Raw genomic sequence first — 10,283 nt, forward strand, 5'->3', positions numbered from 1 at the left:
CGCCACCGTGTGAGAAGCGAACGAGAGATCTCGTAGCGTCGTGCCGTCGCTGCTGCCATCCGAGGCGCCGCATAGCTCTCCTCAACGATCCGCACCTTCTCGGCGTCAGTCCACCGACGCCGCCGGCCGGTATCCGTGACCGAAAGAACCTCTACTTGGGACATGAAGCTATGGTCTGTCATAGCTTCATGCTCTTAAAGGCAGCCGGGTGGGTCGGTCAGACGGCCCTCGGCGGAGGCATACCCTAAATCAGTGCAGCGTGACGGGTCGGTCCGTTGGCAATGTCTCCAAAGCTTGCGCGCGCGCCTTCTTACAAGATTGGATTATGACGTTGATTTCCGTCTCCGCGATGCGGGTCATCTGCTGGAAATGCCGGATGGTTTCGGTCATGGTATCCAGGCTCGCCTGGTCGTCAGCGAGTTGCTCTGTACCGGCAAAAATCGAGCGCATCTCGCCGAGAATACTGACTGCCTTGTGGGCGCTCTCGGGCAAATCCAGCTCCTCTTTGTCCCCGAAAAGCCCGTCAACAAACCCTTCGAGTTCCTCCCGTCTCACCCGGGAAAACTTGTTCAGGTACTCCAAACTCGCGGGAGCCGTTGCGATCCGGCCAAGCTTGAACGGGTCAGTGCGCTTCTGGTGTGAACTCAGCCCGTTCCACAAGCCTTGGATCAGAACCCCAAAGAACTCGTCTGCTTCAGCTTTGCTTTCGAACGTCGGCAGATCGTTGTTCCAGATGCGTTGGATCTCCTGCATTGGGGAAGCGGCGATATCCGGCGTCGCAATGTTGCCCATGAACCGGGCCCTGACCTGGTGGTAGGGGATTGGACAAGAATACTGCACGAGCAACGCCTTTACCGATGAGGCGCCGGTGCCCTTGTTCTTTGGCTTTTTGCTCATGCTATTCTCTCCACCAAGTTGTCGCCCGCGGATGAATGACGCGTGTCGCAGATTCGCATCTCTTTACCCCATCACCCCACATTGGCCCAGAAACCCGACTTCCTGCCATGTTGGCTCTTCAGCCGGGCGACATAGGTCTCGTGCGTCTCGAACGCACCGAAATCCTCGATCCGGGGTGCCAACTCGGCGCAGGTCGCCAGGTGGCGTGCCGCGTGACGATAGCGCTTGGAGCGTCCCTTGCTCACCGCAAAATCGATCATCGCGCGCAGTACCAGCGTCGCTGCCAGTGGGTGGCTTTCGGCCAGCGCATCCGCGGCCGGGGTCAGATATTCAAAACGGTTACCATCGATCTCACTGTGGCGGTTGATCAGCAACTCTGCGGCACGGTCAGGCGACTGCCAATCAAGGAAGAACTGCAGCGCCGCCAGCAGCTCGGGATCAGCCATGGCAATCGCGACTGCCTTTTCTTCCGCCTCTATATCATCGAAGTCAGGCAGCTTACGGAGATAGGCGCGCAGGTAGTCCGCCCACAGATCGCGTTCGAAACAGGCCCAGCGAAACGCCTGTGCCTCTTCTTTGCGGCCCATGGCCTCCAGAACATCGATCCGCGCGTCCTGCCAGTCCATGCGGTCCCAGTCGTCTTCATCGACATCCGCGGCATCGAGAATGTCCAGCGCCTCGGTGGCTCGGTCGGCATCTACCAATCGACGCGCAATGAGAATTGCACTTTCTGGCAGCGTGCGCGTCCACGGCTCGAACTGCGCAATGAACGCATCGACATCCCCCTGCGCATCGGCCAACTGGAGCAGAGCGCTTTTGGCTATTCGCTGTTTTCGACGCTCCGCTATGCTTTGCATGTATTCGGCGGTGTTCTGTCGCAAGATCACATCTGTCGAGAGATCGGTTGCATTCGACGTTTCTAGAAACGCCTCCAACTTTTGACGCAGACGGTCCAGGCCATTGGCCCCGAGGGCCGGGGTCAGCGTGGAAATGAGCTTGTCGAACTGGCCGTACATGTTCTCACACAATGCGTCGAATGCCGTGTCGATCAGCACATCAGCGCTCGGCTTTGCCGCCGCCACAAGCGGCCCGAGGTCAACGCAGGCTTCATGAAAGACCTCGATCACTTCATCATCACCGCTTTGACAGCGCTCGATAATGGGGTTCGCGAGGCCAATGAATCTCCACATCAGGATCAAGGCTTGTTCCGGGTCACTTGATCCAACCTGTTCGACAATGCCAAGACGCTGGATCTGGAGTTCGTCGATGAAGGCTTTTCTCTTCTTCCAGGTGATGGCGCTCTTGGCATTCGCGATGCTGGTCAGCCGCTTGGCAATCGCCCGCCCCGCCTCTTTTGGGCTCTGTGCACCCGCCAGTTCCAGGCGCAGCTTGCGCTTGGCCGCCGCATTCCCGTTGCTGACCTCGATCAGCAGTTGCGCCAGGCGCTCGGTGCCCAGCGCTTCTAGGTTCTTTGCGTTCAGGGTGGTCTTGGAAGCCATCGTAATATCGTAATCCCGGATCTTTTTGACGGTTGTAGCAGCGTCCTCAAAGGGTCGTAACCTGCGTTTTGATTCGCTGGAACGATCCCTGCCCAGCAGCACCGCCCACGCAGATCCGCGCACTTTTTCCTTTTCCTGCGCGATATCAATGTGTTCGTTGACTGTCGCCCGCGCTTCAGCACTGTGGAACGGCGAAAGAACCACCGAAGAGTGCCATGCCCAAGATCACCAAACGCCTCGTCGACGCCCTCGAGCCCCGCCCCACCGAATACTTCGTCTGGGACAGCGACATCCCCGGCTTCGGGCTGCGCTTGCTGCCGAGCGGGCGCAAGGGCTACGTGGTCCAGTATCGCGCCGGACGCCGATCCCGGCGGATCAGCCTCGGGCCCAGCACGGTCCTGACCTGCGAGCAGGCCCGCAACCGCGCCATCTCCATTGTCGCCGCCGCGCGGAATGGCGAGGACCCCGCCGCCGAGCGGGACGCGGGGCGCAAGGCGATCACGATGAAGGAGCTGGCGGAGCGGTTCGACAAGGAACACATCGCGATCCGCGTGAAGGCGAGCACGGCCAAGGAGTATCGCCGGAACCTCGAACGCTTCATCCTGCCCGCGCTCGGGCAGCTCACGGTCACCGGCATCACCCGGGCGGACGTGGCGAAGTTCCACCACGACCTTCGCCACATCCCCTATCAGGCGAACCGCTGCCTCGAAGTGATCTCGAAGATGTTCAGCCTCGCCGAGATGTGGGGTCTGCGTCCGGACGGCACCAATCCGCGAAAGCACATCCGGAAGTACCCCGAGGAGAAGCGCGAGCGGTTCCTCAGCGCGGCGGAACTGCGCCGGATCGGTGAGGTGCTGCGCGAGATGGAGGCAGAGGGGATCGAACTGCCCTCGGCCATCCTCGCTGCCCGCCTGCTCATACTGACCGGCTGTCGGCTGAACGAGATCATGACGCTGCAATGGGCATATGTCGATCTGGCCGAGCGCGTCCTGCGCCTGCCGGATTCCAAGTCCGGCGCCAAGGTCGTCCATCTGGGCCAGCCTGCTGTCGATCTGCTCCGCGACGCCCAGCGCATCGAAGGCAACCCGTGGGTCATCTTCGGCACCCGGCCGGGCAAGCGCCTGAGTGATCTCCAGCCCTTCTGGCAGCGCGTCCGCGCCCGAGCCGGCGTCAAGGACGTCCGCATCCACGACCTGCGCCACACCTTCGCGTCCACGGCCGTCGCCTCGGGTCAGGGCCTGCCCATGATCGGCAAGTTGCTCGGCCACACGCAGGTCCAGACCACGGCCCGCTACGCCCACCTCGCCGCCGAGCCGGTGCGGATGGCAGCGGATACCGTCGCTGAAGGCCTGCGCCGCAGTCTAGGCTAAGTTGGCGAAGGATGCCTGACGCGTCAGCAATGACAGAGCGTGCTTGACGAGCTGTCGTTGGCTGAGGACAACCGATGAACCTCCGCCGCAGCTAAAGGTTGGAGGCGGGCGAAGCAGCAGGGTCGCTGAGCCCCTCAGACGGAGCATGGCCACGCCCATACCTGCGCCTCCAGTGCCGATCTCATATTTACCGATCCGGGGCAACCTGACACTATTGCACCATGAGCCTGATAAGATCAAAGAAACGAGTTGCCGACCATGGCGAAGTGTTCACGCCGCCATGGCTGGTCGACGCCATGCTCGACCTCGTCAAAGACGAGACGGACAGAATTGACTCGCGTTTTCTGGAACCGGCCTGCGGGAGTGGCAATTTTCTGGTTCGCGTTCTGCAGAGAAAACTTGCTGCCGTCGAAACCAAGTTTGGAAAATCCCAATTTGAGAAGGCGCATTACTCCCTTCTCGGCCTTATGTGCATTTACGGCATTGAACTGCTCGAAGACAACATCGCCGAGTGCCGGGCGAACCTGATCGAGATATTTTCGGACTATCTCGGTCTCGACAAATCGGACGACCTGTATCGCGCCGCATCGTTCGTGCTGTCGTGCAATCTCCTCCATGGTGACGCGGTTACGATGCGAAGGCATGATGGCGAGCCGATCACATTCGCCGAATGGGGTTATATCGGCAGGGGCAAGTTCCAGCGGCGAGACTTCCGCCTAGACGTCCTCACTGGCTCATCGAGGTTCAGCGCGGAAGGATCGCTGTTCGCGCATCTCGGCAAGCATGAGCTCTTCACCCCGATCAGGACCTACCCGCCGATGACGGTCCGCGACCTCGCCGCTGGCTCCGGTGGCACGCCGATGGAGGCTGCATGAGCATACAGGCTGGCTTTGCCCTTCGCGGGCGCAATCCCGATGTGCTGACGTGCATCGCGAACCTGTCGAACGACGAGGTCTTCACGCCGCCAGAATTTGCGAACCGGATGCTTGATACTCTCGCGGAGGCCTGGGCAGCAGGACACGATGGGGCGAACATCTGGGCCGACCGGAATGTGAAGTTCCTGGACCCCTTCACCAAGTCTGGCGTATTCCTTCGCGAAATCACCGTCCGCCTCACAGCGGGGCTGTCCGAAGAGATCCCGGACCTTCAGGAGCGCGTTGATCACATCCTGTCGCAGCAGGTGTTCGGCATCGGCATTACCCAACTGACCGCCATGCTTGCACGACGCAGCGTCTATTGCTCGAAGCATGCCAACGGCGCGCATGCCGTGACTAGGCGCTTCAACAGTGACGCGGGCAATATCTGGTTCGAGCGCACCGAACACGCTTGGGCGGACGGCAAGTGCAAATTCTGCGGGGCCAGTCAGGCGTCACTCGACCGTGGCGAGGGGCTCGAGACTCACGCATACGCATTCATTCATATTGACGACATCAAGACTCGGATTGCCGAGCTATTTGGAGGCGACATGCACTTCGACGTGATCATCGGAAATCCACCGTATCAGCTGGACGACGGTGGGCACGGAACCAGCGCCGCCCCGATTTACCAGAAGTTCGTCGAGCAGGCGAAGAACCTCGAACCACGCTACCTGACCATGGTCATCCCATCCCGCTGGTTTTCTGGAGGAAAAGGACTCGACGACTTTCGCGAGGCGATGCTCACGGATGACCGCCTGCGCTCGATTGACGATTACCTCAGCGCTGCGGACGTGTTCCCTGGCGTAGGTCTGAAAGGGGGAGTCTGTTATTTCCTATGGGACAAGGAAAATCGCGGCCCCTGCCGAGTCGCCACGCATTTCAAGGACTGGCTGGTTTCGGAAGCGACGAGGCCGCTTCTTGAAGAGGGTGCTGACATCTTCATTCGCTATAATGAAGGTGTGTCCATCCTCCGCAAGGTTCTTTCGCGCGAAACCGGGCAAGAAAATGTCTTATCGCTTCCTGAAGCACTGCGCTTTGGTCGGCTCGTCAGTTCGCGAAAGCCATTTGGGCTCGAAACAAAGTTCAAAGGCAACGGTAAGAAGCGATCTGCCGATGACTTAATGGTCCACCAGAACGGCGGCATCGGCTACACGCCGCGACGCGCAATTACGACAGGTCTTGGTCTAATTGACGCGTGGAAGCTCTTCGTGGGCTATGCGGCACCCGGAACCGGAAATAGAGACACCTATCCGCACCGGATCATCAGCACGCCATTTATAGGGAAACCAGGATCGATCTCTTCCGAAACCTACCTTTGCATTGGTCCGTTTGACAGTAAGGAACAATCTGAAAGCGCACTTTCCTACCTTTCATGCCGCCTGACGCGCTTTCTCATCCTGCTACACAAGTCCTCTCAGCATGTGACCCGTCACGTCTATTCTTTTGTGCCCGTCCAAGATTGGACCCGGACGTGGACCGACAAAGCGCTGTATGACCGCTACGGACTTTCCGAAGACGAGATTGCCTTCGTGGAAAAGATTGTTCGTCCGATGGAGATCGCAAGCGATCTCTTGGGCGATGTGTCGGTAGACGACGGCAACGATGCATTAGCCGACCATCGACGAAATCCTCGCGCCGAAGCCCGAAGCCCGCCCCCGCATCTACGCCTATTCCATCGCGGACGACGCGCACGCAGGCCTTCTCAAGATCGGGCAGACGACGCGCGACGTGAAGCGGCGCGTGGCCGAGCAGCTGAAGACAGCCGCCATCAAGAACTACCGCATCGAACTGGACGAGCCCGCCGAGCGGGACGACGACACTGTCTTCACCGACCATGAGGTGCGCGCGGCCCTCGCCAAGAAGGGTTTCGCCAAAAGCGAACTGGAGTGGATGCAGTGCAGGCTGAGCGACGTGCAGACTGTCCTGAACGAGCTGCGGACAGGCAAGAAATTCAGCGGCAACCATCACCTGACGTTCCCGATGCGCCGGGAGCAGGCCGAGGCGGTGGACGTGACGCACGGCTATTTCATGTCCCGCTGGGCGGAGGATATGCATGCGGTGCCGCGGTTCCTCTGGAACGCCAAGATGCGCTTGGGCAAGACCTTCACGACCTACCAGCTGGCGAAGAAACTCGGCGCCAAGCGGGTTCTGGTGGTTACCTTTAAGCCAGCGGTCGAGGATGCGTGGCAGACTGATCTGGAGAGCCACGTCGATTTCGACGGCTGGCAGTATCTGTCGAAAAACTCCGGCGGCGACCCGACCCAGATCGACCGCTCCAAGCCCGTCGTCTACTTCGGCTCGTTCCAGGACTTGCTGGGCCGAGACGCCGCAGGGAACATCAAGGCGAAGAACGAGTGGCTGCACCAGGTGAACTGGGACCTCGTCGTGTTCGACGAGTACCATTTCGGGGCTTGGCGGGAGACCGCGAAAGAACTGTTCGAGGGCGAGGAAGAGGCGGTCGCCAAGAAGGAGGCCAAGCTGGAATATGACCCCGGTCTAGATAGCGTGAACGAGGACCTTAACGTCCTGTCCAACGACGAGACCGAGTTCCTGCCGATCACGACACGGGCCTACGTCTACCTGTCCGGAACGCCGTTCAAGGCGCTCGCGACCGGCGAGTTCATCGAGGAACAGATCTTCAACTGGACCTACACTGACGAGCAACGCGCGAAGGCGGAATTCGCCGCCAAGCATCCTGACAAGTGGAATCCCTACGGCGCGCTGCCACAGATGCGGCTCCTGACGTACCAGATGCCCGATGAGCTCCTGGCAATTGCGAGCGCCGGGGAGTTTGACGAATTTGATCTCAACGAGTTCTTCTCCGCGACCGGCATCGGGCCGGGCGCCCGGTTCAAGCACAAGAGCGACGTGCAGAAGTGGCTCGACATCATTCGGGGCCAGTATGGGCCACGGGCTGTCGAGAGCCTCAAGACAGGCACGCGTCCGCCATTCCCGTACTCGGATGTGCGCTTGCTGCCGTACCTACAGCACTCGTTCTGGTTTCTGCCCAACGTTGCGGCGTGCCACGCAATGGCCAACCTGCTGGCCGAGAAGCACAACACCTTCTGGCACGACTACGCCGTCGTTGTCTCTGCCGGTGCGTCTGCGGGGATCGGTTTGGATGCGCTGCCGCCAGTACGCAATGCAATCGGGAGCGGCTTCGACACAAAGACGATCACGCTATCCTGCGGCAAGCTGACGACCGGCGTGACCGTGCCGCAGTGGTCGTCGATCATGATGCTCCGCAACCTGAAATCGCCCGAGACCTACTTTCAGGCGGCGTTTCGCGTTCAGTCTCCGTGGTCCATCAAGAACCCGAATGGCGACAATCCCAATGAGGAGGAGATCCTAAAGCCGATCTGCTTCGTGTTCGACTTCGCGCCGACGAGGGCGCTTCGCCAGCTGTCCGAGTACGGGATCGGCCTGGCCCCGAATGAGCCAAACCCCGAGAACGCCGTTAAGGACCTCGTGTCGTTTCTGCCCGTGCTGGCCTACGACGGCGCGAACATGACGCAGATCGACGCGGGTGGCATCCTCGACATCGCGATGGCCGGAACCTCGGCGACGCTGCTCGCGCGCAAATGGGAAAGCGCGATGCTGGTGAATGTGGACAACGAAACCCTCCGTCGTGTCCTCGACAACCCCGAAGCGATGGCAGCGGTGGAACGCATTGAGGGTTGGCGCTCGCTAGGTGACAACATCATCGAGACGATCATCAACAAGAGCGAGAAGGTCAAGGAACTCAAGAACAAGGCCAAGAATAGCGGCCTCACTGAAAAGGAAAAGAAGGAACTCACCGCCGAGGAAAAGGAATACAAGTCCAAGCGGAAGCTTGTGCAGGAGAAGCTGATCAAGTTCGCCACACGGATTCCGGCATTCATGTACCTGACCGATTTCCGCGAAAACACTTTGCAGGACGTGATCACCAAGCTCGAGCCGGACCTGTTTCTAACGGTCACAGGACTGACGGTGAAGGATTTCCACCTGCTCGTGCGCCTCAAAGTGTTCAACACCGAGCAGATGAACCAAGCGGTCTTCGCTTTCCGACGCTACGAGGACGCCTCATTGCGGTACACGGGCATCGAAAGCCACAAAGGACTGACCCACTACGGATTGTATGACACCGTGGTAGCTCGAGAATAGAATTTTCGAGACCCAGACCCATGCATGCAAACCGTCGGTCAGGCGAACTTCACAAAGAGCTCATCCTCTAGACCAAGCTCGGAAAGCGCCAGTTTCAGCCTCTCGAATTTATTCTTCGAGTCGATGTTGCCTTCTATGAAGTATCCGTCCGCGACCTGAACCGCTTGCCGCAGCGAGTCGGGGTCGGAGCTCAACTGGACCCGCTCCCCCAGCCGCGTGTCGTGGAATGCCTCANGCTGGNGCGCGAGCTGAACCGCGCCGGGTTTGCCGGAGGCTGATTTCGTTTAGTTACGCGGCCATAGGTTCGGTTTCCAGAGCGGCGTAGAAGTTGGCCTCGGCTTCGGCTGGCGGGATGTTCCCGATGGGCTCCAGCAGGCGGCGGTTGTTGAACCAGTCGACCCATTCCAGCGTGGCGTATTCGACGGCCTCGAAATTTCGCCATGGTCCGCGGCGGTGGATGACCTCGGCCTTGAACAGGCCGTTGATCGTCTCGGCCAGCGCGTTGTCATAGCTGTCGCCAACACTGCCCACCGAAGGTTCGATGCCTGCCTCGGCCAGCCGTTCGGTGTATTTGATCGACAGATATTGGCTGCCGCGGTCGCTGTGGTGAACGAGCCCCATACCCTTGACCGGGCGGCGTTCGTGGACGGCCTGTTCGAGGGCATCGAGAACGAAGCCAGCATGAGGCGTCGTGCTGACGCGCCACCCGACGATGCGCCGGGCATAGGCGTCGATGACGAAGGCGACATAGACGAAACCCTTCCAGGTGGCGACATAAGTAAAGTCGCTGACCCACAGCATGTTCGGCGCGGGCGATAGAGCAACCTGCGGTCTGGAAATTCTGCTGAGAGCGGGTGGTGCATCCTGGCATTCCCATTTGATGTAGGCCTTGGTCTCGGAGGCCCATTTCTCGTCGATCTCTACGAGGACGGCGCTGACCAGTCGCAGCAGAGCGTCGTCGCTGGGAAAGACCCTGACCTTTACGGTGCGCCGCTTGAGCTCCTGCTGGACGGATCGCTCCATCGGGTTTGAAGTGCGCAGCCGGCGGCGATGGTGCTCGGGCAGCGTGAAGACCGCGAGCCCCTCGGGCGCGTTTTCCTCCAGCCATGCGGCCAGCTTCGGCGCAGAGGTGCGATAGCTGGCGACGATCTCTGCCAAGGCCGTTTCTGCCTTGGCGAGCGTGCTGGCATTCCACACGGTGCGCAGCTCAGCTCCGATGCGCTTGCGGCTCTCGACGTTCGGAGCGTGATGAATGGCGTTGCGCGCGAGATGGAACTGGCAGCGCTGCCACGTGGCGCCGCCAAGAACAGCCCGCCGGGCAGCACGCAGCCCTGAGTGGTCATCCGAAACGATGAACTCGACGCCGCGCAGGCCGCGGGCGACCAGGCTCTCCAAGAAGCCCCGCCAGGGGACCTCGGCCTCGGACAGGGCCACGGAAACGCCCAGAACACGCCGCC

At 60.3% G+C, this 10,283-nt stretch carries 9 protein-coding genes; 4 read left to right on the top strand and 5 right to left on the bottom strand.

The features are described 5' to 3' along the window. The 3 genes from JSE7799_RS22260 to JSE7799_RS05705 all read right to left on the bottom strand — a co-directional run. Nucleotides 1-182: transposase (locus JSE7799_RS22260; RefSeq protein ID WP_144431577.1), on the bottom strand; the 182-nt coding region annotated here is incomplete at its 3' end. 67 nt (nucleotides 183-249) lie between these two features. Beyond that, nucleotides 250-897: an Rpb4 family DNA-directed RNA polymerase subunit gene (locus tag JSE7799_RS05700; RefSeq protein WP_055662766.1), complete on the bottom strand. Its 648-nt coding sequence runs from the start codon at nucleotides 895-897 to the stop codon at nucleotides 250-252. A 71-nt stretch (nucleotides 898-968) separates the two neighbouring features. Beyond that, nucleotides 969-2,600 carry a DUF6880 family protein gene (locus JSE7799_RS05705; RefSeq protein ID WP_222101711.1) on the bottom strand — a complete coding sequence of 544 codons (1,632 nt, stop codon included), beginning with the start codon at nucleotides 2,598-2,600 and terminating at the stop codon, nucleotides 969-971. An 11-nt stretch (nucleotides 2,601-2,611) separates the two neighbouring features. Between JSE7799_RS05705 and JSE7799_RS05710 the strand changes: the two genes are divergently transcribed. The 4 genes from JSE7799_RS05710 (at nucleotide 2,612) to JSE7799_RS05725 (ending at nucleotide 8,826) form a co-directional block, all read left to right on the top strand. Beyond that, nucleotides 2,612-3,766, top strand: a complete 1,155-nt coding sequence (locus JSE7799_RS05710; protein ID WP_055662768.1) for a tyrosine-type recombinase/integrase — start codon at nucleotides 2,612-2,614, stop codon at nucleotides 3,764-3,766. A gap of 221 nt (nucleotides 3,767-3,987) precedes the next feature. Further along, the gene (locus tag JSE7799_RS05715; RefSeq protein ID WP_055662769.1) at nucleotides 3,988-4,641 is read left to right on the top strand and encodes a DNA methyltransferase; all 654 of its coding nucleotides are present in this window, start codon (nucleotides 3,988-3,990) and stop codon (nucleotides 4,639-4,641) included. Then, nucleotides 4,638-6,521 (top strand): Eco57I restriction-modification methylase domain-containing protein, encoded by a 1,884-nt coding sequence (locus JSE7799_RS22555; RefSeq protein WP_222101712.1) that lies wholly within the window; start codon nucleotides 4,638-4,640, stop codon nucleotides 6,519-6,521. Before JSE7799_RS05715 ends, JSE7799_RS22555 begins: the two co-directional genes overlap by 4 nt. Beyond that, on the top strand, nucleotides 6,412-8,826 hold the full coding sequence (locus JSE7799_RS05725) for a DEAD/DEAH box helicase family protein (protein ID WP_222101713.1): 2,415 nt from the start codon (nucleotides 6,412-6,414) through the stop codon (nucleotides 8,824-8,826). The genes JSE7799_RS22555 and JSE7799_RS05725 overlap by 110 nt, the downstream gene beginning before the upstream one ends. A gap of 38 nt (nucleotides 8,827-8,864) precedes the next feature. On the opposite strand, the gene JSE7799_RS20925 is transcribed toward JSE7799_RS05725, so the two are convergent. After that, nucleotides 8,865-9,020: a hypothetical protein gene (locus tag JSE7799_RS20925; protein ID WP_186201847.1), complete on the bottom strand. Its 156-nt coding sequence runs from the start codon at nucleotides 9,018-9,020 to the stop codon at nucleotides 8,865-8,867. Nucleotides 9,021-9,114: 94 nt separating this feature from the next. Next, nucleotides 9,115-10,260, bottom strand: coding sequence for an IS3 family transposase (locus JSE7799_RS21275; protein ID WP_245624811.1), 1,146 nt, complete (start codon nucleotides 10,258-10,260; stop codon nucleotides 9,115-9,117). Nucleotides 10,261-10,283 lie beyond the last annotated feature (23 nt).

The sequence above is a fragment of the Jannaschia seosinensis genome (assembly GCF_001408515.1).
Taxonomy (GTDB): domain Bacteria; phylum Pseudomonadota; class Alphaproteobacteria; order Rhodobacterales; family Rhodobacteraceae; genus Jannaschia; species Jannaschia seosinensis.

Excerpts from the sequence above, each read along its gene's own strand:
- JSE7799_RS05700 (WP_055662766.1), bottom strand. The coding sequence starts at position 897 with ATGAGCAAAAAGCCAAAGAACAAGGGCACCGGCGCCTCATCGGTAAAG.
- JSE7799_RS05710 (WP_055662768.1), top strand. The coding sequence starts at position 2,612 with ATGCCCAAGATCACCAAACGCCTCGTCGACGCCCTCGAGCCCCGCCCC.
- JSE7799_RS05715 (WP_055662769.1), top strand. The coding sequence starts at position 3,988 with ATGAGCCTGATAAGATCAAAGAAACGAGTTGCCGACCATGGCGAAGTG.
- JSE7799_RS22555 (WP_222101712.1), top strand. The coding sequence starts at position 4,638 with ATGAGCATACAGGCTGGCTTTGCCCTTCGCGGGCGCAATCCCGATGTG.